This is a genomic window from Mycobacterium rhizamassiliense, from assembly GCF_900157375.1.
GTDB classification, from domain to species: Bacteria; Actinomycetota; Actinomycetes; order Mycobacteriales; family Mycobacteriaceae; genus Mycobacterium; species Mycobacterium rhizamassiliense.
In genome coordinates this window covers 624,568-648,094 of sequence record NZ_LT721901.1, presented here as the reverse complement: position 1 = coordinate 648,094, position 23,527 = coordinate 624,568, and the positions used below count along the sequence as shown (strand labels likewise).

The 23,527-nt window shown below is 68.4% G+C and carries 27 protein-coding genes; 15 read left to right on the top strand and 12 right to left on the bottom strand.

Annotation, left to right across the window (positions count from 1 at the left end):
• Positions 1-44 precede the first annotated feature (44 nt).
• From rpsH to rplO, 6 genes are read left to right on the top strand one after another with little or no spacing between them, the layout of a single operon-like run.
• Entirely contained in the window at positions 45-443 is a 399-nt protein-coding gene (gene rpsH, locus MRAB57_RS03210) for a 30S ribosomal protein S8 (RefSeq protein ID WP_077086271.1), read from the top strand.
• A gap of 12 nt (positions 444-455) precedes the next feature.
• Complete coding sequence (rplF, locus tag MRAB57_RS03205; protein WP_077086270.1) at positions 456-995, top strand: 50S ribosomal protein L6; 540 nt, start codon at positions 456-458, stop codon at positions 993-995.
• Positions 996-1,033: 38 nt separating this feature from the next.
• Positions 1,034-1,402 (top strand): 50S ribosomal protein L18, encoded by a 369-nt coding sequence (rplR, locus tag MRAB57_RS03200; RefSeq protein ID WP_108638040.1) that lies wholly within the window; start codon positions 1,034-1,036, stop codon positions 1,400-1,402.
• 28 nt (positions 1,403-1,430) lie between these two features.
• Positions 1,431-2,123: a 30S ribosomal protein S5 gene (gene rpsE / locus MRAB57_RS03195; RefSeq protein WP_077086268.1), complete on the top strand. Its 693-nt coding sequence runs from the start codon at positions 1,431-1,433 to the stop codon at positions 2,121-2,123.
• The gene (gene rpmD, locus MRAB57_RS03190; protein ID WP_077086267.1) at positions 2,120-2,305 is read left to right on the top strand and encodes a 50S ribosomal protein L30; all 186 of its coding nucleotides are present in this window, start codon (positions 2,120-2,122) and stop codon (positions 2,303-2,305) included. Before rpsE ends, rpmD begins: the two co-directional genes overlap by 4 nt.
• Positions 2,302-2,742 (top strand): 50S ribosomal protein L15, encoded by a 441-nt coding sequence (rplO, locus tag MRAB57_RS03185; RefSeq protein WP_077086266.1) that lies wholly within the window; start codon positions 2,302-2,304, stop codon positions 2,740-2,742. The genes rpmD and rplO overlap by 4 nt, the downstream gene beginning before the upstream one ends.
• A 78-nt stretch (positions 2,743-2,820) precedes the next feature.
• Here the strand turns inward: rplO and MRAB57_RS03180 are convergent, their stop codons facing one another.
• Positions 2,821-3,750, bottom strand: a complete 930-nt coding sequence (locus MRAB57_RS03180; RefSeq protein WP_077086265.1) for an LLM class flavin-dependent oxidoreductase — start codon at positions 3,748-3,750, stop codon at positions 2,821-2,823.
• A 39-nt stretch (positions 3,751-3,789) separates the two neighbouring features.
• Here MRAB57_RS03180 and sppA point away from each other — a divergent pair, with 39 nt between their 5' ends.
• The gene (gene sppA, locus MRAB57_RS03175; protein WP_077086264.1) at positions 3,790-5,577 is read left to right on the top strand and encodes a signal peptide peptidase SppA; all 1,788 of its coding nucleotides are present in this window, start codon (positions 3,790-3,792) and stop codon (positions 5,575-5,577) included.
• On the opposite strand, the gene MRAB57_RS03170 is transcribed toward sppA, so the two are convergent.
• The 3 genes from MRAB57_RS03170 to MRAB57_RS03160 are packed head-to-tail and all read right to left on the bottom strand — an operon-like array spanning position 5,574 to position 8,377.
• A complete protein-coding gene (locus MRAB57_RS03170; RefSeq protein WP_077086263.1) occupies positions 5,574-6,494 on the bottom strand; it encodes a class I SAM-dependent methyltransferase in 921 nt (306 codons plus the stop codon). The genes sppA and MRAB57_RS03170 overlap by 4 nt on opposite strands.
• A gap of 9 nt (positions 6,495-6,503) precedes the next feature.
• The gene (locus MRAB57_RS03165; protein WP_077086262.1) at positions 6,504-7,415 is read right to left on the bottom strand and encodes a class I SAM-dependent methyltransferase; all 912 of its coding nucleotides are present in this window, start codon (positions 7,413-7,415) and stop codon (positions 6,504-6,506) included.
• Positions 7,412-8,377, bottom strand: a complete 966-nt coding sequence (locus MRAB57_RS03160) for a class I SAM-dependent methyltransferase (RefSeq protein ID WP_077086261.1) — start codon at positions 8,375-8,377, stop codon at positions 7,412-7,414. The genes MRAB57_RS03165 and MRAB57_RS03160 overlap by 4 nt, the downstream gene beginning before the upstream one ends.
• A 151-nt stretch (positions 8,378-8,528) precedes the next feature.
• Between MRAB57_RS03160 and MRAB57_RS03155 the strand changes: the two genes are divergently transcribed.
• Positions 8,529-9,761: a zinc-dependent alcohol dehydrogenase gene (locus MRAB57_RS03155; protein ID WP_077086260.1), complete on the top strand. Its 1,233-nt coding sequence runs from the start codon at positions 8,529-8,531 to the stop codon at positions 9,759-9,761.
• Here the strand turns inward: MRAB57_RS03155 and MRAB57_RS03150 are convergent.
• The gene (locus tag MRAB57_RS03150; protein ID WP_083743576.1) at positions 9,758-10,405 is read right to left on the bottom strand and encodes a class I SAM-dependent methyltransferase; all 648 of its coding nucleotides are present in this window, start codon (positions 10,403-10,405) and stop codon (positions 9,758-9,760) included. The two genes, MRAB57_RS03155 and MRAB57_RS03150, sit on opposite strands and share 4 nt — an antisense overlap.
• A 79-nt stretch (positions 10,406-10,484) precedes the next feature.
• Between MRAB57_RS03150 and MRAB57_RS03145 the strand changes: the two genes are divergently transcribed.
• Entirely contained in the window at positions 10,485-11,348 is an 864-nt protein-coding gene (locus MRAB57_RS03145) for a helix-turn-helix transcriptional regulator (RefSeq protein ID WP_077086258.1), read from the top strand.
• On the opposite strand, the gene MRAB57_RS03140 is transcribed toward MRAB57_RS03145, so the two are convergent.
• From MRAB57_RS03140 to MRAB57_RS03125, 4 genes are read right to left on the bottom strand one after another with little or no spacing between them, the layout of a single operon-like run.
• A complete protein-coding gene (locus tag MRAB57_RS03140; protein WP_077086257.1) occupies positions 11,345-12,376 on the bottom strand; it encodes an NAD(P)H-dependent amine dehydrogenase family protein in 1,032 nt (343 codons plus the stop codon). The two genes, MRAB57_RS03145 and MRAB57_RS03140, sit on opposite strands and share 4 nt — an antisense overlap.
• Complete coding sequence (locus tag MRAB57_RS03135) at positions 12,373-13,299, bottom strand: MBL fold metallo-hydrolase (protein ID WP_077086256.1); 927 nt, start codon at positions 13,297-13,299, stop codon at positions 12,373-12,375. The genes MRAB57_RS03140 and MRAB57_RS03135 overlap by 4 nt, the downstream gene beginning before the upstream one ends.
• Positions 13,296-13,952 carry an L-fuculose-phosphate aldolase gene (locus tag MRAB57_RS03130; RefSeq protein WP_077086255.1) on the bottom strand — a complete coding sequence of 219 codons (657 nt, stop codon included), beginning with the start codon at positions 13,950-13,952 and terminating at the stop codon, positions 13,296-13,298. The genes MRAB57_RS03135 and MRAB57_RS03130 overlap by 4 nt, the downstream gene beginning before the upstream one ends.
• Entirely contained in the window at positions 13,949-14,929 is a 981-nt protein-coding gene (locus MRAB57_RS03125) for an NAD(P)-dependent oxidoreductase (protein ID WP_077090361.1), read from the bottom strand. Before MRAB57_RS03125 ends, MRAB57_RS03130 begins: the two co-directional genes overlap by 4 nt.
• 30 nt (positions 14,930-14,959) lie before the next feature.
• Here MRAB57_RS03125 and MRAB57_RS03120 point away from each other — a divergent pair, with 30 nt between their 5' ends.
• Positions 14,960-16,327 (top strand): xylulokinase, encoded by a 1,368-nt coding sequence (locus MRAB57_RS03120; protein WP_077090360.1) that lies wholly within the window; start codon positions 14,960-14,962, stop codon positions 16,325-16,327.
• Between the two features lie 34 nt (positions 16,328-16,361).
• Positions 16,362-17,030: a GNAT family N-acetyltransferase gene (locus tag MRAB57_RS03115; RefSeq protein WP_077086254.1), complete on the top strand. Its 669-nt coding sequence runs from the start codon at positions 16,362-16,364 to the stop codon at positions 17,028-17,030.
• A gap of 3 nt (positions 17,031-17,033) precedes the next feature.
• Here the strand turns inward: MRAB57_RS03115 and MRAB57_RS03110 are convergent, their stop codons facing one another.
• Genes MRAB57_RS03110 through MRAB57_RS03100 form a run of 3 tightly spaced genes read right to left on the bottom strand, consistent with a single transcriptional unit; the run spans position 17,034 to position 19,828 of the window.
• Positions 17,034-17,960, bottom strand: coding sequence for a class I SAM-dependent methyltransferase (locus MRAB57_RS03110; protein ID WP_077086253.1), 927 nt, complete (start codon positions 17,958-17,960; stop codon positions 17,034-17,036).
• Positions 17,961-17,970: 10 nt separating this feature from the next.
• Entirely contained in the window at positions 17,971-18,903 is a 933-nt protein-coding gene (locus MRAB57_RS03105; protein ID WP_077086252.1) for a class I SAM-dependent methyltransferase, read from the bottom strand.
• A 10-nt stretch (positions 18,904-18,913) separates the two neighbouring features.
• Entirely contained in the window at positions 18,914-19,828 is a 915-nt protein-coding gene (locus MRAB57_RS03100) for a class I SAM-dependent methyltransferase (RefSeq protein ID WP_077086251.1), read from the bottom strand.
• A 442-nt stretch (positions 19,829-20,270) separates the two neighbouring features.
• Between MRAB57_RS03100 and secY the strand changes: the two genes are divergently transcribed.
• Genes secY through MRAB57_RS03080 form a run of 4 tightly spaced genes read left to right on the top strand, consistent with a single transcriptional unit; the run spans position 20,271 to position 23,520 of the window.
• Positions 20,271-21,596, top strand: a complete 1,326-nt coding sequence (gene secY, locus MRAB57_RS03095) for a preprotein translocase subunit SecY (protein ID WP_077086250.1) — start codon at positions 20,271-20,273, stop codon at positions 21,594-21,596.
• Positions 21,593-22,138 (top strand): adenylate kinase, encoded by a 546-nt coding sequence (locus MRAB57_RS03090; RefSeq protein ID WP_077086249.1) that lies wholly within the window; start codon positions 21,593-21,595, stop codon positions 22,136-22,138. The genes secY and MRAB57_RS03090 overlap by 4 nt, the downstream gene beginning before the upstream one ends.
• A 2-nt stretch (positions 22,139-22,140) precedes the next feature.
• The gene (map, locus tag MRAB57_RS03085; protein WP_077086248.1) at positions 22,141-22,941 is read left to right on the top strand and encodes a type I methionyl aminopeptidase; all 801 of its coding nucleotides are present in this window, start codon (positions 22,141-22,143) and stop codon (positions 22,939-22,941) included.
• 42 nt (positions 22,942-22,983) lie between these two features.
• On the top strand, positions 22,984-23,520 hold the full coding sequence (locus tag MRAB57_RS03080; protein ID WP_077086247.1) for a sigma-70 family RNA polymerase sigma factor: 537 nt from the start codon (positions 22,984-22,986) through the stop codon (positions 23,518-23,520).
• Positions 23,521-23,527 lie beyond the last annotated feature (7 nt).

The following is a 23,527-nucleotide window of genomic DNA, read 5'->3' as shown; positions in this document are numbered from 1 at the left end:
GGCCCTAGCCGGGAACCACCGCGAGGAAGGTAACAGACACTGTCATGACAATGACGGACCCGATCGCAGACTTCTTAACACGTCTGCGCAACGCCAACTCGGCGTACCACGACGAGGTGACCTTGCCTCATTCGAAGATCAAGGCGAACATCGCCCAGATCCTCAAGAGCGAGGGCTACATCACCGATTTCCGGACCGAAGATGCTCGCGTCGGCAAGTCGCTGATCGTCCAGCTCAAGTACGGGCCCAGCCGGGAGCGCAGCATCGCCGGCTTGCGGCGGGTGTCCAAGCCTGGTCTGCGGGTGTACGCAAAGTCCACCAGCTTGCCGCGGGTTCTCGGCGGCCTGGGTGTTGCGATCATCTCGACTTCTTCCGGCCTGCTCACCGACCGTCAGGCAGCCAGACAGGGCGTGGGCGGCGAAGTCCTCGCGTACGTGTGGTGAGGAGGGGTAACCATGTCGCGCATTGGTAAGCAGCCGGTTCCGGTTCCCGCCGGAGTCGACGTCACGATCGACGGCCAGCAGGTGTCGGTGAAGGGACCCAAGGGCTCCCTGAACCTGACCATCTCCGAGCCAATCTCGGTGGCGCGCAACGAAGACGGCGCCATCGTGATTACCCGTCCCGACGACGAGCGGGAGAACCGCTCGTTGCACGGATTGTCCCGCACCCTGGTGTCCAACCTGGTCACCGGCGTGACGCAGGGCTACGAAACCAAGATGGAGATCTTCGGTGTCGGCTACCGCGTGCAGCTCAAGGGTTCCAACCTGGAGTTCGCGCTCGGATACAGCCACCCCGTGGTGATCGAGGCCCCGGAAGGCATCACATTCGCGGTCCAGTCGCCGACCAAGTTCACCGTCTCGGGCATCGACAAGCAGAAGGTCGGCCAGATCTCGGCGAACATCCGTCGCCTGCGCCGCCCCGACCCGTACAAGGGCAAGGGCGTGCGTTACGAGGGTGAGCAGATCCGCCGCAAGGTCGGAAAGACAGGTAAGTAGTCATGGCGCAAAAACAAGCCACTGCCGAGCGGAAGCCGGTGGGGCAGAGCGTTTCCGCAACCCGCCGGGTCTCCCGGCTGCGCAGGCACGCACGGCTGCGCAAGAAGCTCGCGGGCACTCCGCAGCGCCCGCGGTTGGTGGTGAATCGATCCGCGCGGCACATTCACGTGCAGCTGGTCAACGACGAGACCGGCACCACGGTGGCCGCCGCGTCGTCGATCGAGGCCGATGTGCGCGGTCTGGACGGGGACAAGAAGGCCCGCAGCGTGCGGGTCGGTCAACTGATCGCGGAGCGGGCCAAGGCCGCGGGCATCGACACCGTGGTATTCGACCGCGGGGGATACACCTACGGCGGACGGATCGCCGCGCTGGCCGACGCCGCGCGCGAGAACGGATTGAATTTCTGATGACGAACATGACTGGAAGGACCGCATAATGGCGGAACAGTCTGCTGGGTCGCAGGGCGCCCCGGACAATCGTGACAACCGTGGTGACCGGGGCGGCGACCGCGATGGCCGCGGCCGTGGCCGCGACGGCGGTGGCCGTGGTGGTCGTGACCGCGACGGCGACAAGAGCAACTACCTGGAACGCGTCGTTGCGATCAACCGCGTGTCCAAGGTGGTCAAGGGTGGTCGGCGCTTCAGCTTCACCGCGCTGGTGATCGTCGGTGACGGCGCCGGCATGGTCGGGGTCGGCTACGGCAAGGCCAAGGAAGTTCCCGCCGCGATCGCCAAGGGCGTCGAGGAGGCCCGCAAGGGCTTCTTCCGGGTGCCGCTGATCGGCAGCACCATCACGCACCCGGTGCAGGGTGAGGCCGCCGCGGGCGTGGTGATGCTGCGGCCCGCCAGCCCCGGTACCGGTGTGATCGCCGGTGGTGCGGCACGCGCGGTGCTGGAATGCGCTGGAGTGCACGACATCCTGGCCAAATCGCTGGGTAGCGACAACGCGATCAACGTGGTGCACGCCACCGTCGCGGCGCTCAAGCTCTTGCAGCGTCCCGAGGAGGTGGCCGCTCGCCGCGGACTGCCGATCGAGGACGTCGCTCCCGCCGGAATGTTGAAGGCGCGCCGCGAAAGTGACGCGCTGGCCAGTGCGGCGGCAGCACGAGAGGCATCGCCACAATCATGAGTGCTCAACTGAAAATCACCCAGGTGCGCAGCACCATTGGGGCACGCTGGAAGCAGCGTGAGAGCCTGCGCACGCTGGGCCTGCGCAAGATTCGGCAGTCGGTGGTTCGCGAGGACAACCCACAGACCCGCGGCCTGATCGCCGTGGTGAACCACCTCGTCGAGGTGGAGGAGACCAAATGACCATCAAGCTGCACGACCTGAAGCCGGCCCCCGGGTCGAAGAAGGCGCGCACCCGCGTCGGCCGCGGTGAGGGCTCCAAGGGTAAGTCCGCGGGCCGAGGAACCAAGGGCACCAAGGCGCGCAAGAACGTGCCGGCGACCTTCGAGGGTGGGCAGATGCCCATCCACATGCGGCTACCCAAGCTCAAGGGATTCCGCAACCCGTTCCGCACCGAGTACGAGATCGTCAACGTCGGCGACATCAGCCGGCTGTTCCCGCAGGGCGGTGCCATCGGCGTCGACGAGCTGGTGGCCAAGGGCGCGGTTCGCAAGAACTCGTTGGTCAAGGTCCTCGGCGACGGCGAGCTGACCGTCAAGGTCGAGCTGACCGCACACAAGTTCAGCGGCAGCGCGCGCGAGAAGATCAGCGCCGCAGGCGGTTCGGCCACCGAGCTGTAACTGCGACAACGCGAAAAGCCCCCGCACGCATTGCGTGTCGGGGGCTTTCGCTGGGGGTACCTCCCGCTTGCGGGGGATTCAGCGCAGCTGCGGAATGACCTCTGCGGCAAGGCGTTCCATCTGCTCGCGGTTCTGCTCGACATCGGGGCCGACGGGATTGAGCAGCAGCGTCTGAGCGCCGGCGTCGATCGCCTCGCGCAGCCCCCGCACCACGTCGTCGGGGGTCCCCGACACCGGCACGTCCTCGATCCCCGGTATCGCGCCGCTGTAGGTGCGTTCCAGGCCGGCGAGCACCCGCTCGCGGGCCCGCGCCGCGTCGTCGTCGACCATCAGATAGACGCGCTTGCTGATGGGGAAGTGTGCCGGGTCCTTCTCCTGCTCGGCGAGCTCGCGGCGGACGATCGGGACGGCCTGGGCGAAGGCTTCGGTGCTGGAGGCGCCCGCGCCCATGAACGCGTCGCCGAGGCGCACCGCCCGCGCTAAGGCCTTGGGCGCCATGCCGCCGAACCAGATCGGCGGATGCGGTCGCTGCACCGGCTTGGGCGCGAACGGAAGGCCGTCGACGTCGCGGAATCTGCCGTGCAACGTCACGGCGGGCTCGTCGGACCAGGCCGCCTTCATCAGTTTCAGGCTCTCGGTGAAATACGAGATGAAGGTGTCCTTGTCGACGTCGAACGCGGCGAGCGAGGGCCCGCCGCGGCCCGGCGCGACACCGATGTCCAGCCGACCGTGGCTGATCCGGTCGACCGTTGTCACCGCGGAGGCGAGCTGCAGCGGCTCGTGATGCGGCAGCACCAGCACGGCCACCCCCAGGCGCAGCCGCTCGGTGCACGCCGCGGCATACGACAGCAACTCCAGCGGCGCAAGCAGCGGCCCGCGGCCGATGGTCTGCTCGAGCGCCCAGACCCCCTCGAACCCGAGGTCCTCGGCGCGCCTCAGATACGCGCGCAGCCCGTCGCCGTCGAAGCCGTCGTAATCGAACTGGGGGATCGCGATCGAAAACCTCACCAAACCACCCTACGGCGACAGATCGGTACGCTGCAGAGCATGTTCGCCTTTCTGCCTTCTATCCCCGGTGTCGACGACGTGCGGGCCCTGGCCGGGCGGGTCGATACCGCTCGCCACCACGGCGTGCCCAGTGGCTGCGTGCTCGAGCTGAGCCTGCGCACGCTGCCGCCCGAGACGACCGGGCTGGACCCGTTGTCGATCATCACCGGGGGCGGTCGGGGGATTACGCTGCGCGACGCGGTCGCCGCGATCCACCGGGCCGCCGACGACCCGCGGGTCGCCGGGCTGATCGCCCGGGTCCAGCTCGACGCGTCACCGGCGGCCGCGGTCCAGGAGCTGCGCGAGGCGATCGCGGCGTTCAGCGCGGTCAAGCCGTCGCTGGCCTGGGCCGAGACCTATCCGGGCACCCTGTCGTACTACCTGGCGTCGGCGTTCGGCGAGGTGTGGATGCAGCCGTCGGGAACCGTCGGGTTGATCGGGTTCGCCAGCAATGCGACCTTCCTGCGCGGCGCGCTGGACAAGGCGGGTATCGAGGCCGAGTTCATCGCGAAGGGCGAATACAAGTCGGCGGCAAACCTTTTCACCGAAGGCGGGTTCACCGATAGTCATCGCGAGGCGGTGACCCGGATGCTGGAGAGCCTGCAGGGCCAGGTGTGGCAGGCGATCGCGGGCTCGCGCAACATCGATTCGGGCGGGCTCGACGCGCTCGCCGACCGGGCGCCCCTGCTGCGCGACGACGCCGTGGCCGCGGGGCTGGTGGACCGGATCGGCTTCCGCGACGAGGCGCACGCGCGGATGGCCGAACTCGTTGGCGTCGAGGACTATTCACCGGAATCGAGCGACAGCGAGGGCAAGCCGCCGCGGCTCAATCTGGTCCGCTACGCCGGCGCGTCACGGCCGTGGCCGATGCCGCCGGTGCCGTCGATTCCGGGTCGCAAACCCAAGCCCACGTTGGCCGTCGTCACCCTCGAGGGTCCGATCGTCAACGGACGCGGCGGCCGCCAGTTCCTGCCCATCGGGAATTCGTCGGCCGGTGGTGACACGATCGCGGCGGCGCTACGGGAGGCGGCCGCCGACGATTCGGTGTCGGCGATCGTGCTGCGGGTGGAGAGCCCCGGCGGCTCGGTCACCGCGTCGGAGACGATCTGGCGTGAGGTGACCCGGGCCCGCGAGCGCGGCAAACCGGTGGTGGTGTCGATGGGTTCGGTCGCGGCGTCGGGCGGCTACTACGTCGCGATGAATGCCGATGCGATCGTGGCGAATCCGGCGACGATCACCGGTTCAATCGGCGTCATCACCGGCAAGCTGGTAATCCGCGACCTCAAGGAGCGCTATGGCGTCGCGTCAGATGCGGTGCGTACCAACGCAAACGCGGATGCCTGGTCGATGGACACGCCCTTCACCCCGGAGCAGCGCGCGCATCGGGAGGCCGAGGCGGATCTGTTCTACACCGACTTCGTCGAGCGCGTCGCGCAGGGCCGCAACATGACCACCGATGCCGTGGATGCCGTTGCCCGCGGCCGGATCTGGACGGGCGCGGACGCCCTGGAACGTGGCCTGGTCGACGAACTCGGCGGCCTGCGCACCGCCGTGCGCAGGGCCAAGGTGCTGGCGGGTCTGGACGAGGATACCGACGTGCGCATCGTCAGCTTCCCGACCTCCTCGCTGCTGAGCATCGTGCGGCCCCGGGAGTCGTCGCAACCGGCCGCGTCGCTGACCGACGCGGTGGGCGCGCTGCTCGGCCGTTCGATCACCGGGATCATCGAGGGTGTCGAGCAGGTGCTGAGCGGCACCAGCGCGCTATGGCTGGGGGAGTCGCGGCTCTAGCGCTCGCCGCTGAGCCCTCCGCTGATGAAGATGATTTCGCCCAGCGGATCATCGGTATCCGGGGTGGGTATGTCGAGGCCGGCGCGCCCGAACAACTCGGTTCGGGTCACTCCTTCGACGTCCCAGCCCTTGCCCCCCAGATAGTCGACGACGTGGTTGCGCTCGCCGGCGTACACCAGCGAGGCCATGTCGATGTCCACGCCGTGATCCCGGAACGAGCCGGACATCTCCCGGACCCGGTCGGCATCGAAATCGATGATGCCGGGCACGAATTCGGTGGCGATGGTGCTGCCCGGGGCGGACAGGGCGGTGATGCTGTCGAACAATCGGTCCTGGGCCTCCGGCGGCAGGTAGATCAGCAGCCCCTCGGCCAACCAGGCGGTGGGCGCCGTCGTGTCCAGACCGGCGCCGCGCAGCGCCGTGGGCCAGTCCGCGCGCAGATCGATCGGGATGGTGCGTCGGGTGGCGGTGGGCTCGGCGCCGATACCCGCCAGGGTGGTGGTCTTGAACTCGATCACCTGGGGCTGGTCGATCTCGTAGACGACCGTGTCGGCGGGCCAGGGCAGCCGGTAGGCGCGCGAGTCCAAGCCCGACGCGAGGATGACCACCTGACGCACCCCGCCGGCGGTGGAATTGACGAAGTAGTCGTCAAAGTACCTGGTACGCACCGCCATTCCGTCGATCATCGCCCGGATGCGCGTCGGATTGGCGTTCTCGATCGCGTCGAGATCGAGCTCGCCGTCCATCATCTTGATGAAGAAGTCCACGCCGACCGCACGCACCAGCGGTTCGGCGAACGGATCGTTGATCAAGCCGCGTGGATCTTTGGTCGCCATGGCGCGGCCGGCCGCGACCATGGTTGCGGTGGCGCCCACGCTGGACGCCAGATCCCAGTTATCGTCGTGAGAGCGTGTCACTAGTCCACCCTATCGAAGGGTCGCCGCCACGTAACTCATGTCGCCGAACGGCGTCGGCACATCCTCGGGGAACTCAAACCCATTGCGGGCATACAGCTCCCTGGTGGGATGCTCCGCCACTTGCCAGCCGTGGCCGTTCAGGTAGTCGACGACCACGCTGCGCTCGCCCCGGTAGAACAGGTCGCCCGCATTGATGTCGAAGCCGAAGCTGCGCCACCGGTCGGTGATCTGCTGCAGGCGTTCGTCGTTGAACACGTTCGGGTCGGCCATGTGTTCGGTGGCCACCCGGCTGCCCGGCGCGGACAGCGCGGTGATGTGGTCGAACAGCCGGTCCTGGGCCTCGGGTGGCAGGTAGGGCAGCAGGCCTTCCGCGCTCCACGCGGTCGGCCGGCTGGCGTCGAACCCGGCCTCGCGCAGCGCCGCGGGCCAGTCGTCGCGCAGGTCGATGGCGATGGTGCGGCGCTCGGCAGTCGGGGTGGCGCCGAGGCCGGCCAGCGTCTCGGTCTTGAACGCGATGACCTCCGGCTGGTCGATCTCGTAGACCACCGTCCCCGCCGGCCATACCAGCCGGTAGGCCCGGGTGTCGAGCCCGGAAGCCAGGATCACCGCCTGGCGCACACCGTCTTTGCCGGCGTCGAGGAAGAAGTTGTCGAAGAACCGCGTCCGCACCGCCATCTGCTGCGTGCGCGTCTTGCGGTTCAGCAGCGCGTCCTCTTCGAAATTGATCTCCCCGTCGATGACGCGGATGAAGACGTCCAATCCCACCGCCCGGACCAGCGGATCGGCCCAGGGATCGTCGAGCAGCGGGTCGGCCCCCTGCGAGGCCACCGCGCGGGAGGCGGCGACCATGGTGGCCGTCGCTCCCACGCTGGAGGCCAGGTCCCAGCTGTCGCCTTCGGTGCGTCCCGTCTCGGCCGTCATTTCGCCTTCTTCTCCAAGGTGCCGCTGGTGTAAAGCATCTCGCCCATGCGCATGTCGTCGTCCTCGAGCGGGGCAAAGCCGTTGTCCGCGAACAGCTCCTGGATAGTACTGCTGCTCAGTGACCAACTGCGATCCGAGAGGTAGGGAACCGGCTCGTTGCGGTCGCCGAGGTACACCAGTCCCGCCATGTCCAGGTCGAAGCCGTGCGAGCGCCAGCGCTCGGTGATGGTCGACATGCGCTCGCGCATCTTTTCCTCTTCACCGGGCTCGGGGGTGGGTGCGCTCTCGGTGGCCAGCCGGCTGCCCGGCGCGCTCAGCGCAGTGATGGTGTCCAGCAAGCGGTCCTGGGCTTCCGGCGGGAGGTAGCCCAGCAGGCCCTCGGCGCTCCACGCGGCCGGCTGGCTCGGGTCGAAGCCCGCGGTACGCAGCGCGGTAGGCCAGTCGTCGCGCAGGTCGATGGCCACCACCCGGCGGTCGGCGGTCGGCGCGGCGCCCAGGTCGGAAAGGGTTCGGGTCTTGAACTCGATGACCTGCGGCTGGTCCACCTCGTAGACCACCGTCCCGGCCGGCCAGTCCAGCCGGTAGGCGCGGGAATCGAGCCCGGAAGCCAGGATCACCACCTGCTTGATGCCCGCGTTCGTCGCGTCGGTGAAGAACTCGTCGAAGAACTTGGTGCGCACCGCCATGTTGTCGGCCATGCGGGACATCGCCCCGGCCGATCCGGCGGCCCCGTCGTGCACGTCGTTCAGCTCGGCCGGGTCCAATTCGCCGCTGGCCAGCCGGGAGAGCAGATCGACGCCGACGGCCTTGACCAGCGGCTCGGCGAACGGGTCATCGATGATCGGGCGGTCGGCGCGGGTGGCGATCGCCCGCGCGGCCGCGACCATCGTGGCGGTCACTCCGACGCTGGATGCCAGGTCCCAGGTGTCGCCCTCGTATCTGGTGGAGCTGGTGGAAGTCATGTTGTTCCCCCTCTTGGAAGTACGTAATTAGCTTACCTTTGCTAATACTTAGACAATATAACAAGCTTCCATCACTGTACGCTTCCCGCGATTCGCGGCAACCTGTACGCATGGCGTACGCCGCGGCCGGCAGACGGGTAGGGATGGCGCGATGAAGGCGCTCGTGTTCGGCGTGCCCCCGGAGCCGTTCGCGGTCCCCGACAACGCAAACGCGCTGACCGTGAACCTGTCCCGCACCCCGTCCGCGCTACGGCAGGTACCGGACCCGCAACTGCCGCACCAGGATTGGGTGCTCACCAGGCCGCGGCTGACCGGCATCTGCGGCTCGGATTCCAAGCAGATCCTGATGGACTTCGGCGCCGACGACGCCGACAACGCGATGGGCGGCTTCTGTTCCTTCCCGCAGGTCATGGGCCACGAGGTGGTGGCCGACGTGGTCGCGCTGGGCCCGAAGGCCCGTGGGCTGGACGTCGGGCAGCGGGTGGTGCTCAACCCGTGGCTGTCGTGCGGGCCACGGGGCATCGAGCCGCCCTGCCCGGCCTGCGAAACCGGCGACTACAGCCTCTGCTGGAGCTTCACCGACGGCGACCTCAAGCCCGGCATCCACACCGGCGTCTCGGCCGACGTGACCGGCGGCTACGCCGAGCTGATGCCCGCGCACGACAGCATGCTGTTCCCCGTTCCGGAGTCGATTCCCGACGAGATGGCCGTGTTCGCCGACCCGTTCTCGGTGTCGCTGCACGCGATCACCCGGCACCCGCCGCCCCGCTCGGGCCGCGTCCTGGTCTACGGCGCCGGCTCGCTCGGGCTGTGCGCGGTGGCGATCCTGCGGGCGCTGTATCCCGACGTGGCCGTGGCCGTCGTCGCCCGCTTCGACGCCCAGGCCGAGCTGGCCCGGCGGTTCGGCGCCGCCAAAGTCCTTGCGCACGAACCACGTCTGGTCGTCATCGAGGAGCTCGTCGCCTGGGGCGGTGGCCGGCTGCGCCAGCCGCTGCAGGGGCTGCCGATGGCGCACCCCGGCGCGATCGACGTCGTCTACGACACCGTCGGCAAGCCCGAGACCTTCGAGGTGGGCGTGCGCGTGCTGGCCTCCCGCGGAACGCTGGTCAAGGCAGGCGTGCATGCGCCCGGCCGATGGGAGTGGAGTCCGCTGTACTTCAAGGAGATCGCCCTCGTCGGCTCCAACGCCTTCGGGTTCGAGGAGGTTGACGGCGAGCGCAAGCACGCGATCGCCCACTACCTCGACCTGGTCGCCGCCGGCCGAATCGAGCTGCGGCCCATGCTGACCCACACCTTCGGGCTGCAGCAGTGGCGCGAGGCCTTCCTGGCGATCGCCAACCAGGCCGACAGCGGCGCCGTCAAGGTGGCGATCGACCAGCGCTAGACGGGGCGCGTCGCGCGGTAGTAGGTGAGCCGGCCGACGAAGCGTTGCCGATGCGAGGCCACCTCGTCGCAGTCGAAGCCCGCCGCGCGCAACAGCTCCGGGATGGCGTCGCCCAGGTTGCCGGCCGCCATCGGGCTGTGCAGGGTGAGCCGGGCGGACAGGCCGTCGTCGGCGGTCATGTGGCCACCCATGTCGACGACGTGCAGCCGACCGCCCGGCCGCAGCACGCGGTACACCTCGGCCCCCGCGGCCGGTTTCGCCTCGGCGTCCAGGTGGTGCAGCATCATCGACGACAGCACGCGGTCGAATTCGCCGTCGGCGTACGGCAGCCGCTGCGCGTAGCCGCGCTCGAAGCGAATCCCGTTCAGCCGGTCCGCCTTTCGCTGCGCCCGGCGCAACGCGAGGGGGTCGGGGTCGGAGCCGATCACCGAGATCGAGGGATGGGCGCGCTTGGCGCGCACGCTCAGATTGCCGGGCCCGCAGCCGATTTCCAGGACGCGGTGGTCGCCGTCGAGCTCGGCCTGCGCGATGAGCCTGTCGTGGACGCGGTTGAAGCCGGCCAGGCGGGTGATAAGGCCGTAGCCGGGCAGGAAGGCGTCGTGACCGGCGGCTGGGATGTAGTCATGTGGATGATGTTTGATCATGAGCTTCATACTCGACCGTTGTTGTGCTCTATAATTGGGCGATCATCGTAAAAACTAGGATTATCTTTAGCGACACACTATGACGCAGCTTGCCCGGGTGATCAGCCATCGCGATGGCGTGCCCGTCTACCAGTACCGGTCCGGCCCGGATACCTCGCCCATCGCGGTGCACCGGCATGCCCGCTACGACGTCGGCTCGCTCGGTCGTCACATTCACGACTTCCCGGCCCTGTGGTACGCCCACGAAGCGGGCCTGGTGTACGTCCTGGCCGCGGGCCAGGTGCTCGACCCGGGCGAGCTGTACGACCTGGCGGGCGGGGTCGCGGTGTTCTTCGATCCCGCCGCGCTGGGTGAGGACGCGCGATCGCCGTGGCCCGCGTGGCGGGCACACCCGCTGCTGTTCCCCTTCCTGCACGGGCATTCCGGCGGGGTGTTGCAGCTGGAGGTGCCCGCCGACCGGCGGCCCCTGTGGGACAGCGCGATTCGCTCCATCGAGTCGGAGCTGACCGCGCGTCAGGACGGCCACCGGCAGGCGGCCCTGGCCCATCTGACGCTGCTGTTGATCGAGCTCGCGCGCCTGGCCCGCGACGTGGTCGCCGGCCTACGGCGCAGCGGCGAGCCGCTGCTGGCCGACGTGTTCGCGGTGATCGACCGGCGCCACGGCGAGCCGCTGTCGCTGCGCGATGTGGCGAACGAAGTCGCCATGACACCGGGGCATCTGACCACCGTCGTACGCCGCCGCACCGGGCGCACCGTCGTCGAGTGGATCATCGAACGCCGCATGGCCGAGGCGCGCGGCTTGCTGGTCGACACCGACCTTCCGGTCGCCGAGATCGCCGGCAGGGTGGGGATGGCCGACCCCGGCTACTTCAGTCGGCTGTTCAGCCGGGAGCACGGCATGTCGCCCCGAGATTGGCGCAGACGAAACGTGCGGGCCGCCTAAGCCAACGCGCCGTGAGACCCCATGATGGGCAGATCAATTGGGGTGATGATGCCCGGCGGGGCGTCGCAGAGAAAGGGGATGGCGTTGACCGCCGCGATGGCGGTGCTGTCCATCAACACGGTCATCACGTCCTGCCCCGGGTGGCCGAACCGGATCGTCGCGTCGACATACGGGTCGCCGTCGATCACCACGCTGAACCCCTTGGGGTCTTCCCAGTGCGGATCGAGCGCATCGTCGCTCATGGTCCAGCAGATCGCCAGCTCGATCACCGGGCGGCCGTTGCGCAGACCGCGATAGGTACGGCGTTGGCCCCCGCTGGTGCCGGCGGCGTACTGGACCCATCCCAAATCCAGATCGCGGGTCAGCACCGCGGGTTCGACGAAGGCGTCTTTGGAGTCGAGGTCGACACCCAGCATCGTGGCGATCATATCGAGCGTTTCGAAGTAGCCGAGGCCGTATCGTTGCGCCGCCGGGTCGAGGTGCGTCACCGGCTCTCGGGGCGGCTTGCCGAATCCCAGCACCTTCCAGACATCTTGAACGGGATAGGTTGTGCAGTCCAGTGTTTCGACGAGTCTGATGCTGCGCACGCGTCGGCACGCCCCGGTGAGGAAGCCGGCGACGACGTTGACGAAGCCGGGCTCGAATCCCGTGCCCAGGAAGGTCGCGCCGCCGTGGCGCGCCGCCTCCTCGAGAGCGGGGAGTTCGACTGGGTGGTGCGTGCCGGTCACAAAATCACCCGTGGTCACCACGTTGATGCCGGTGCGCAGCAGCCGGATCACCAGGTCGTAGTCGATGGCGCGCGGCATGTAGTTCACACAGTCCGGCCGAAGCTCGATCAGCGCGTCGACGTCGTCGGTCGCGGCCACCCCGATCGGCGGACCCTCGACGAGAACTCCCGCGTCACAGCCGACCTTGTCGGCGCCGAAGGCGTGGACGCCGACCACCTCGAAATCGTCGCGGTCGATCATTGCGCCAAGCGCGCGCTTGCCGATGTTGCCGGTCGACCACTGAACCACGCGGTAGCTCATAGGGATTCGATCTCCAGCCACTCGTCGACGTCGAACCCGTCCGCGACGGCGCGGATCGTCGCGCCGCCGCGGCCGGGGTAATGCGCGGGGATCACGGCGGCGTGCGCGTGCGCGGCCTCGGTGAAGATCCGGCGCCGGGTAGCGGTCGCCGCGGCGGCATCCACGTCGAAGGCGCATGGGTCGGCGGGGCGGCGCACCTGCAACGGGCTGTGGGTGAGGTCGCCGACGAACACCGCGGGCTCGCCGGCGTCCAGCCACAGCACCGAGGACCCCGGCGTGTGCCCGGCCGCCGGTCGCAGCCGCAGCGATTCGCTGATCTGGTAGTCGTCGGCCCACTGGACCAGCTGTCCGGCTTCGTCGATCGGCAGCACGCTGTCGGCGAATACCAACTGATCGCCGTGCTGCTGGGCCGCTTCGGCCTCGGTGCGCGGCGATTGCCGCGCCGCGGGCCCGTCGGGCGCGAAGTACCGGTAATCGGCCGCGGGAGCCAGGTATCGGGCGTTGGGGAACGTCGGCACCCAGGCATTCCGAGAGTTGCCGTCCAGCATGGTGTTCCAGCCGACGTGGTCGGAGTGGATGTGGGTGTTGATCACCACGTCGACGGCGCCGCGGTCGATGCCGGCCGAGTCCCACCCGGCGAGGAACGCGGTGTTCAGGTGATCCAGCGGCGGCATGTGCGGGCGCTGCCGGTCATTTCCGACGCCGGTGTCCACGACGACGGTCAGCCCGTCGACCTCGATGACCCAGCTTTGCACCGCGATCCGCCACTTGTCGGTGCCGGGGTCGAAGAAGTCCGGCACCAGCAGGTCGGCGTTGTCGTGCCAGCCCGCCGGCGGGGTTTTGGCGAAAGAGTTTGTGCCCAGCTCGAATTGGAATTCCACGATGCGCGTCACACAGGCGCGGCCCACCTGTGCGCGGCTCATAGAGGGTTGGTGCGCAGGTAGCTGTAGACGCCGGCGAAGTTTCGGTTCACGTCCTCGGGGATGGGCACCGGGCCGCCGAGAGCCCTTGCCCCCCAGACGATTTGCGCCGTCCGCTCCACCAGTGCGGTGATGTGCAGCACCTTGTCGGGACGCGGGCCCACCGCCACCAGGCCGTGGTTGGCGATCAGGGCCGCGCCACGTCCTTCAAGGGCCTTGACCGCGTTGGCCCCGACGTCGGGTGTCCCGGACGCGGCGTAGTCGGCGCACCGGATCTCACCACCGCAGTAGACCGCGAACTCGTCGATGCAGGCCGGGATCGGCTGGTGCGCGATGGCGAACATGGTGGCCCACACCGGATGGCTGTGAATGACGCTGCCGATGTCGTCGAACGCCTGATAGCACGCCAGGTGCAGGTGCATCTCCGACGACGGGTTGCGCCCCTGCGCGGCCTGCAGCACGGCGCCGTCCGGGTCGACCAGCACCAGGTCGTCGAGCTGCATGTCGCGATAGTCGACCGACGACGGCGTGATCACGATGTTGCCGTCGGACCGCCGCGCGGAGATGTTGCCCGCGGTCCCCTCGACGAGGCCGCGGCGCAGCATGTCCTTGGCCGCGTCCAGCACCGCGGTCTCGGGGTTGTCGACGAATTTCATGACCCCAGCACCTCCGGGTTGACGAGATGGGCGGGCGTGTTGCCGGACAGCAACGCTGCCAGATCGTCGGCGACCATCTGCGCCTGCCGTGCCTCAGTGTCCCAGGTCGCCCCGGCGATGTGCGGCGTCAGGACGACGTTGGGCATGCCCACCAGCGGGTGATCGGTCGGCAAGACCTCGCCGACGAAGTGGTCCAGCCCCGCCGCGCCCACCTTGCCGGAGCGCAGGGCGTCGACGAGCGCGTCGGTGTCGTGCAGCTGGGCGCGCGCGGTGTTGACGAACACCACGCCGTCGCGCATGGCCGCGAACTGCTTGGCGCCGATCATGCCCGCGGTGTCCTCGGTGACCGGTGCGTGCAGGGAGACGACGTCGGCCTCGGCCAACAACTCGTCGAGGCTGTGCTCGGCTTCGTCGTGATACGGGTCGCAGGCGATGACGCGCATGCCCAGCCCGGACAGCCGCCACGCCAGCGCGCGGCCGACGGCGCCCAGGCCCACCAACCCGGCGGTGCGCCCGGCGATCTCGGCGCCACGGAACCGCTGATACGGGATGCTGCCATCGCGAAACATGTTGCCGCCGCGGACATCCGCGTCCGAGCTCACCAGGTGGCGGGTGGCCGCGAACAGCAATGCGATTGCCATCTCGGCGACCGCGTCGGCGTTGCGGCCCGGCGTGTTCAGCACCGGAATGCCGGCCGCGGTCGCCCCGGCGATGTCGACGTTGTTCGGGTCGCCGCGGGTGGAGGCCACCGCGATCAGGCCGAGATCGAACACCGGCCCCTTTACCGAATCGGTCTCCACGACAACGATGTCGGCGGCCTCGGCGGAGATCCGTTCGGCCAGCTGCTCGGCGCTGTAGATCCGCAGCGGCGTCTGGTCGATCCACGGGTCGTACACCACGTCGGCCAGCTCGCGCAGTTTGGCGAACCCCGGTCCACGCAACGGGGCTGTCACCAGGGCGCGCGGTCTTGATGTCACGATCCCCAATGCTGGCGTACGGTGACGCCCGTGTCACGTAATGGCGTCACAATCGGCATCGACATCGGCACCACCGCGGTCAAAGCGGTAGTCGCGGCCGAGGACGGGCGGGTGGCGGCGCGGGTGCGCATCCCCCATCAGGTGCGGGTGCCGAGCCCCAACCGGATGGAGCACGACGCCGACGAGGCGTGGCGGCGGGGCCCGCTGGCCGCGCTACAGCAGCTGGCGCCCGGGCCCGACGTCCGCGCGGTCGCCGTTTCGGCGATGGTCCCGTCACTGACCGCGGTCGATTCGACCGGCACGGCCATCACGCCGGGGCTACTGTACGGCGACGAACGCGGCCGGCCGTCGGAGGCCGCGAAAGGGGGACCTCAGCCGCTTCCCGCGCTGGGCGAGGCCGCCGAATTCCTGCGCTGGACGGCCGCCGCCGCGCCCGGCGCCGCCGGTTACTGGCCGGCGCCCGCGGTGGCCAACCACGCCCTGGGCGGCGAGCCGGTGATCGACTTCGCCACTGCCGCCACGGCATACCCGCTTTTCGACGGGACCGGCTGGAACGCGGCGTCGTGCGCCGGGCACGGCGCGACCGTCGAGCAGATGCCCCGGGTGCAGACCATCGGGGCGGCCGCGGGGCAGGTGCACGGGACCGGCGCGGTGCTGGCGGTCGGGGCCATCGACGCGATCTGCGAGCAGATTGTCGCCGGCGCCGACCGCGACGGGGACGTGCTGGTGATGTGTGGCACCACGCTGATCGTGTGGACCACGATCGCCGAGGCCCGCCAGGTGCCCGGGCTGTGGACCATTCCGCACACCAAGGCCGGCAAGAGTCAGATCGGCGGTGCCAGCAACGCCGGCGGCCTGTTCCTCGGCTGGGTCGACCGCGTGATCGGTCCGGGCGACCCGGCGTCGGTCGCTCCGGGGCGGGTTCCGGTGTGGTCGCCCTACATTCGCGGGGAGCGCACGCCGTTTCACGACCCGGATCGCAGGGCCGTGCTGGACGGGCTGGACCTCACCCATGACGCCGCCTCGCTGCGGCGGGCCGCCTACGAAGCGTCGGGCTTCGTCGTCCGCCAGCTCATCGAGTGCAGCGGAGTTCCGGTATCGCGCATCGTGGCCACCGGTGGCGGCACCCGGCTGCGGCCGTGGATGCAGGCCGTCGCCGACGCGACCGGCCGGCCGGTGGCGGTATCGGGGGTGGCCGAGGGCGCGGCGCTGGGCGCGGCTTTCCTGGCCCGCATGGCGGCCGGCCTGGAGACGACGATCGACGACGCCGCGCGCTGGGCGTCCGCCGACGTCGTCGTCGATCCGGATCCGGCGTGGGCCGGCCCGGTCGAGGACCGCTATCGACGCTTCCTGGAGCTGGGGGAGCGGCCGTCGCCGGCATCCGGTGCGAGGTTCTAGCGCGATACCCGTGTTCGCGCTCTAGGCTTGTGCAATGACTGACCACGACCGCAAGGCTGCCCGCCGAGAGATCGCCGACGCCCTGTTGAAAGCTCTCGAACGCCGGCATGAAGTGCTCGACCTCATCGTGGAGGCCGACAGCAACGCGGCCGCGATCGACGCGATCGCCGGTTTACTCGACACGTCGCACGCGGGCGCCGAAGCGGTGTTTGGCTTGTCCTTCGAACAGCTCACCAAGGATTCGCGCAGGATCATCCAGGCCGAGCTCGAGGACCTGAACAAGCAGCTCAGCTTCACGCTGGGGGAGCGGCCGGCGAGCTCGGGCGAGAGCCTGGAGCTGCGGCCGTTCTCCGCCGACGAGGACCGCGACATCTTCGCCGTCCGCACCGAGGACATGGGTGGCGCATCGGGCGACGGATCGGGCGGGCAGGCGGGCAATCTCGACGACGAGATCCGCTCGGCGCTGGCGCGCGTCGACGACGAAGAGGCCGCCTGGTTTGTCGCGATCGATTCGGGCGACAAGGTCGGGATGGTGTTCGGCGAGCTGCTCGGGGGCGAGGTGCAGGTGCGGATCTGGATCCACCCCGAGCACCGCAAGCGGGGCTACGGCACTGCCGCACTGCGCAAGTCGCGCACCGAGATGGCGTGGTGCTTCCCGGCCGCGCCGTTGGTCGTCCGGACGCCCGCCGCCAAACCGCGCTGAGCGCTACTGCTTGGTGGCGATGACCGAGATGCTGTTCTGCAGCGCCTTGAGGCTCTCGCCCGTGACGGTTAGCCCGGCGTCGGCGAACTGGTCGGCGCGGGTGTGCGCCTCGATTTGCCAGCCGGCCGCGCTCAGGTAGTCGGCCGCCGGGGTGCGCTCGCCGTGGTACACCAGCGTGGACACATCGGTGTTGAAGCCGAACTGGCCCCAGCGCCGGGCCATCGCCTTGGCCCGCTTCTCCAGCAGCGGGATTCCGTTGTGGTGGTATTCGGTGGCCAGCCGGCTGCCCGGCGCGCTCAGCGTGGTGATGGCGTCGAACAGCCGGTCCTGGGCGTCCGGCGGCAGGTACATCAGCAGGCCTTCCGCGCTCCACGCGCTCGGCCGCGACTCGTCAAAACCGGCCTCTCGCAACGCTGTTAGCCAATCGTCCCGCAGGTCGACCGCGACGGTGCGGCGCTCGGCGGTCGGCTGGGCGCCCAACTTCGCCAACGACGTGGACTTGAACTCGATGACGGCGGGCTGATCGACTTCGTACACGACGGTGCCCGCCGGCCACGGCAGCCGGTACGGCCGCGAGTCCAGGCCAGAGGCCAGGATCACGACCTGGCGAATGCCGGCTTCCGTTGCGTCGGTGAAGAAGTCGTCGAAATACCGGGTACGAACGGCCATCATGTCGGTCATCCGCTGCAGGTTGTACTCGACGTCGGGATCCGCATCGGGGTCCACGCCGCCCGTCTCGTCGTTGATCTCGCCGTCGAGCACGCCGACGAAGAACTGTGCGCCCACGGCGCGGACCAGCGGGTCGGCGAAGGGATCGTCGATCAGCGCGCCCGGCTGCTTGCTGGCCAATGCCCGGCAGGCGGCGACCCAGGTCGCCGTGGCCCCCACGCTGGAGGCAAGGTCCCACGTGTCTTGATCGGTGCGCGTCATGCCCACACTCCTAGTTCAGCGTCGCGGATACGTATTTGATGTCGCCGAAGGCGGCCATGGACGGTTCGGTGGGGAACTCAAAGCCGTTGTGCGCGTACATCTCCGGCGTGCTGCGCACCGATGTCTGCCAGCCTCGCTCGCCAAGGTAGGCCACCACGTCGTTGCGCTCGCCGGTGTAGACCAGGTCGGACCAGTTGAGGTTCAGGCCCATGCGCCGCCAACGTTCGCTCATTTCGCGGCCCCGCTTATCGACCCGGTCGCGCATGTCGGAGACATAGCCGGTGCCGATGCGGCTGCCGGGTGCCGACAGCGCGGTGATGTTGTCGAACAGCCGGTCCTGGGCGTCCGGCGGCAAGTACCCGAGCAGCCCCTCGGCGATCCACGCCGTCGGCTGCGCCGGGTCGAATCCGTTGCCGCGCAACGCGGCCACCCAATCGTCGCGCAGGTCGATCGCGACCGTCCGGCGGTCGGCGGTCGGCGCCGCGCCCAGATCGGACAGCGTGCGCGTCTTGAATTCGATCACCTGCGGCTGGTCGATCTCGTAGAGCACGGTCCCGGCCGGCCACGGCAGCCGGTAGGCGCGGGTGTCCAGGCCCGAGGCGAGGATGACCGCTTGGCGCACACCGGCTTCGGCGGCCTCGAGGAAGAAGGCGTCGAAGAAGCGGGTGCGCACCGCCATGCCCTCGCTGAGCCGTTGCGGCGTGAACGCGGGATCGTCGTCGGACAATTCGACTTCGCCGTTCATCATCCGGATGAAGGCGTCGACGCCGACGGCGTTGACCAAAGGCTCGGCGAACGGATCGTCGATCAGCGGGTTCGGCCCCTTGGACGCCATCGCCCGCCGGGCCGCGACCGCCGTCGCGGTAGCGCCGACGCTGGACGCCAAATCCCAGCTGTCACCGTCGAATCGTTTGGTGTCGGGGGTGTCGGATGCGTTGGTCATGGGAGCACTCCTATCCGAGCGTTGCGGTCAGGGCGATGATGTTGCGTAGCTGCGACGTCTCGTCGTCGGGGAAGGTGCGGCCGTACTCGGTGAACAGCTCGCGCCGCGGCCGGGCGCTGGTCTGCCAGCCGCGGCCGGTCAGGTAGTCGACGACATTGCTGCGCTCGCCGTCGAAGAAGAGGCCGGACAGGTCGATGTCGCAGCCGATCGTGGCCCACCGCTGGCTGAACTGCTTGGCGCGATCCGACATCGTCAGCGTCGAGTCCGATTCGCCGTGGTATTCGGTGGACAGCTGGCTGCCCGGCGCGGACAGCTCGGTGATGTTGTCGAAGAGCCGGTCCTGCGCATCCGGCGGCAGGTACATCAGCAGGCCTTCGGCGCTCCAGGCCGTCGGCTGGGTGACGTCAAAACCGTTGCTGCGCAACGCGGCCGGCCAGTCTTCCCGCAGGTCGATGCTGACGGTGCGCCGCTCGGCGGTCGGCGCCGCACCGAGGCTGGACATCGTGGTGGTCTTGAATTCGATGACTTTCGGCTGATCGACTTCGTAAACGACGCTCTCGCTCGGCCAGGCCAATCGGTAGGCGCGCGCATCGAGTCCCGCCGCCAGAATCACCGATTGCCGGACGCCGTCGCGGGCCGCATTGAGAAAGAAGTCGTCGAAGAAACGCGTGCGGACCGCAATGGAATCGGTTTCGGTCTGCAGATTCCGCTCGCCGTCCTCGGACGCCTCGGATAGCGCGACCTCGCCGTCGACCAACCTGCGGAAGAAGTCGAGCCCTACCGCCCGCACCAGTGGGGCCGCGAAAGGGTCGTTGATGATCGGGCTGGCCTCGTTGCTGGCCAAGGCGCGGGCCGCGGCGACCATGGTGGCCGTCGCGCCGACGCTCGAGGCGAGGTCCCAGCTGTCTTGATCGGTGCGTGTCATGGTGCTCCTCGAGGGGTTCGGCCGAAACATGAATGGCCTAGATCGGGGCTGTGCCGTCGTCGTTGATCGGCGATTCCCGTTCGGCCGGCGGGCCGGCTGCCCGGACGGCGGTAAGGGAGTGTCCGGCTCAGGCAGGAGGCCAGGTCACCGGCGTCATCGCCGAACCGTGTGCCGCCCGCGTGCGTCATCTGCGCTCCTGCCGCCGTGACCCAGCTTTTGATACTTAGCAAATGCAACGAACCAGCAGAACTCTACGCCTAGTAGCTATGCAGTCGCTGTGTCTTTTTCGGCCGTTTTGGCATGCTTGGATGACGGGCCTTTTAAGGAGCTACCCGCGCCAGCTGTTAGTCTCGTACACGATTTGACGCGCGACGCCGTTCGTCCTGGCCTGCGGGAGTTGGGCGCGTGACGCAGGATTAACCTAGGTTGCGCAGGAGGAAGAGTGCTTTCGGCTTTCATCTCATCGCTGCGGACAGCCGACCTGAGACGGAAGATCCTTTTCACGCTTGGCATCGTCGTGCTGTACCGGCTCGGCGCTGCGCTGCCGTCGCCTGGGGTCAACTTTCCTAATGTCCAGCAGTGCATCAAAGAGGCCAGCGGTGGCGAGGCCGGGCAGATCTACTCGCTGATCAACCTGTTCTCCGGTGGCGCGCTGCTGAAGCTGACGGTGTTCGCGGTGGGCGTAATGCCCTACATCACCGCCAGCATCATCGTGCAGCTGCTCACCGTGGTCATCCCGCGCTTCGAGGAGTTGCGCAAGGAGGGCCAGTCGGGCCAGGCCAAGATGACGCAGTACACGCGGTACCTGGCGATCGCGCTGGCCGTGCTGCAGGGAACCAGCATCGTGGCCCTGGCGGCCAACGGCGGCCTGCTGCAGGGCTGCTCCCTGGACATCATCGCCGACCAGAGCATCTTCACCCTGATCGTCATCGTGCTCGTGATGACCTCGGGCGCGGCCTTGGTGATGTGGATGGGTGAGCTGATCACCGAACGCGGCATCGGCAACGGGATGTCCCTGCTGATCTTCGTCGGTATCGCCGCCCGCATCCCGTCCGAGGGAAAGAGCATCCTGGACAGCCGCGGCGGCATCATCTTTGCCGCCGTCTGCGTCGCGGCGCTGGCCATCATCGTCGGCGTGGTCTTCGTCGAGCAGGGCCAGCGGCGTATCCCGGTGCAGTACGCCAAGCGCATGGTGGGCCGGCGCATGTACGGCGGAACGTCCACCTACCTGCCGCTGAAGGTCAACCAGGCGGGTGTTATCCCGGTCATCTTCGCGTCGTCGCTGATCTACATCCCGCACCTGATCACCCAGCTGGTGCGCAGCGGCAGTGGCGGTGTCGGCAACAGCTGGTGGGACAAGTTCGTCGGCAGCTACCTGTCGGACCCGAGCGATCCGGTATACATCGGCATCTACTTCGGGCTGATCATCTTCTTCACGTACTTCTACGTATCGATCACGTTCAACCCAGACGAGCGTGCCGACGAAATGAAGAAGTTCGGCGGCTTCATTCCCGGCATTCGCCCCGGGAAGCCGACCGCCGACTATCTGCGTTACGTGCTGAGCAGGATTACGTTGCCGGGCTCGATCTACCTGGGTGCCATTTCCGTGTTGCCGAACCTGTTCCTTCAGATCGGCAATGGCGGGGCCGTGCAGAACCTGCCCTTCGGTGGTACTGCGGTTTTGATCATGATTGGCGTCGGGTTGGATACGGTCAAGCAGATCGAGAGCCAGCTCATGCAGCGCAACTACGAAGGGTTCCTCAAGTGAGAGTCGTTTTGCTGGGGCCGCCCGGGGCGGGCAAGGGCACCCAGGCCGAAAAGCTTGAAGAGAAGCTCGGCGTCCCGCAGATCTCCACAGGCGAACTCTTCCGGCGCAACATCGGCGAAGGCACCAAGCTCGGCCTGGAGGCCAAGCGCTACCTCGACGCCGGCGACCTGGTCCCGTCGGAATTGACCAACCAGCTCGTCGACGACCGCCTGAACGACGCGGACGTGGCCAACGGCTTCATCCTGGACGGGTATCCGCGCTCGGTGGAGCAGGCCAAGGCGCTGCACGAAATGCTCGGGCGCCGGGGCACCGACATCGACGCGGTGCTGGAATTCCGGGTGTCGGAGGACGAGTTGCTGCAGCGTCTCAAGGGCCGTGGCCGGGCCGACGACACCGAAGAGGTGATCGTCAACCGGATGAAGGTCTACCGCGACGAGACGGCGCCGCTGTTGGAGTACTACAGCGGCGAGTTGAAGACTGTCGACGCCATCGGCACGATGGATGAGGTGTTCGCTCGCGCGCTGCAAGCGCTGGGTAAGTAGGGATGCGCCCGTTGGCGCGGCTGCGGAGTCGCAGGACTGTGCCGCAGCGCAGCGCGGCGGAACTCGAGGCGATGGCCGCGGCCGGCGCGGTGGTCGCCACCGCCCTGCAGGCGGTCCGTGCCGCCGCCGTAGCCGGGGCATCGACCCTGGGCCTCGACGAGATTGCCGAAGCGGTGATCCGGCAGGCCGGCGCGACACCGTCCTTCCTGGGCTATCACGGGTATCCGGCGTCCATCTGCGCGTCGGTCAACGACCGAGTCGTGCACGGGATCCCTTCGGCCGCAGAGCTTCTCGCGCCCGGTGACCTGGTGTCCATCGACTGCGGCGCGGTGCTCGACGGCTGGCACGGCGACGCGGCGATCACCTTCGGTGTCGACGCCCTGGATCCGGCCGACGAGGCGCTGTGCGCCGCGACCAAGGAGTCGCTGGAGGCCGGGATCGCGGCGATGATCCCCGGCAACCGGCTGACCGACGTCTCGCATGCCATCGAGACGGGCACCCGCGCGGCCGAGGCCCGGTACGGCCGCCCGTTCGGCATCGTGGAGGGCTACGGCGGGCACGGCATCGGCCGACAGATGCACCTGGACCCGTTCTTGCCGAACGAGGGCGCGCCGGGCCGAGGCCCACTGCTGGCGGCCGGCTCGGTGCTGGCCATCGAACCGATGCTGACCCTCGGGCGCGGCAAAACGGTGATTCTCGACGACGACTGGACGGTGACCACCACCGACGGATCACGCGCCGCGCACTGGGAGCACACTGTCGCGGTGACCGACTCCGGACCGCGCATCCTGACGCTGAACTAAACACCTACTCGACTCGTTTCCAAGTAGACGGGAGGTGATCGAGTGGCTCGTGTGGCTGGCACCGCGGCTGGGGAAGCCGCTCTGATGAAGGCGCTCTACGACGAGCATGCCGCCGTGTTGTGGCGCTATGCGCTGCGGCTGACCGGCGGCGATGCGAGTCATGCCGAGGACGTCGTCCAGGAGACGTTGTTGCGGGCATGGCAGCATCCCGAGGTCATCGGTGACACCGAGCGCTCGGCGCGTGCGTGGTTGTTTACCGTGGCCCGCAACCTGATCATCGACGATCGGCGCAGCGCCCGGTACCGCTACGTGGTCGGTTCGACCGACGAGGACGGTGCGCCCGAACAGGCGACGCCGGACGAGGTGAACGCGGCCCTGGATCGGCTGCTGATCGCCGACGCGATGACGCAGCTATCGACCGAACACCGGGCCGTGATCGAGCGGTCCTACTACCGAGGGTGGACCACCGCGCAAACTGCCGCCGACCTCGGAATCGCCGAGGGAACCGTGAAGTCGCGACTACACTATGCCGTGCGCGCCTTGCGGCTCACTCTGCAGGAACTTGGAGTTACCCGATGACAGCCAA